The sequence below is a fragment of the Limnospira sp. PMC 289.06 genome (assembly GCF_032350395.1).
Taxonomy (GTDB): domain Bacteria; phylum Cyanobacteriota; class Cyanobacteriia; order Cyanobacteriales; family Microcoleaceae; genus Limnospira; species Limnospira platensis.
In genome coordinates, this window is record NZ_JARPLC010000623.1 from 1 (window position 1) to 209 (window position 209).

Consider the following 209-nt stretch of genomic DNA (forward strand, 5'->3'; position numbering starts at 1 on the left):
CATTGTTTCAGGTCTCTTTTTAGGCTGCTTGGACAATGAATTTTGGACAGTAGGTTATCATGGTTTATTCGGTCAAAACATTTTGCTATGTCCGCATCCAGTATGTAATAACCTCCTTTGTTTATACTTTGGTAGATTCTGGATATTGCGTCGTGGGCTGACCGTCCTGGACGGAACCCATAGCTTGTGCCTTCAAATCTCGATTCCCC

The 209-nt window shown here is 43.1% G+C and carries 1 protein-coding gene; it reads right to left on the minus strand.

All coding sequences use genetic code 11. The features are described 5' to 3' along the window. Positions 1 to 209: reverse transcriptase domain-containing protein (locus tag P5674_RS26480; protein ID WP_315670548.1), on the minus strand; the 209-nt coding region annotated here is incomplete at both ends.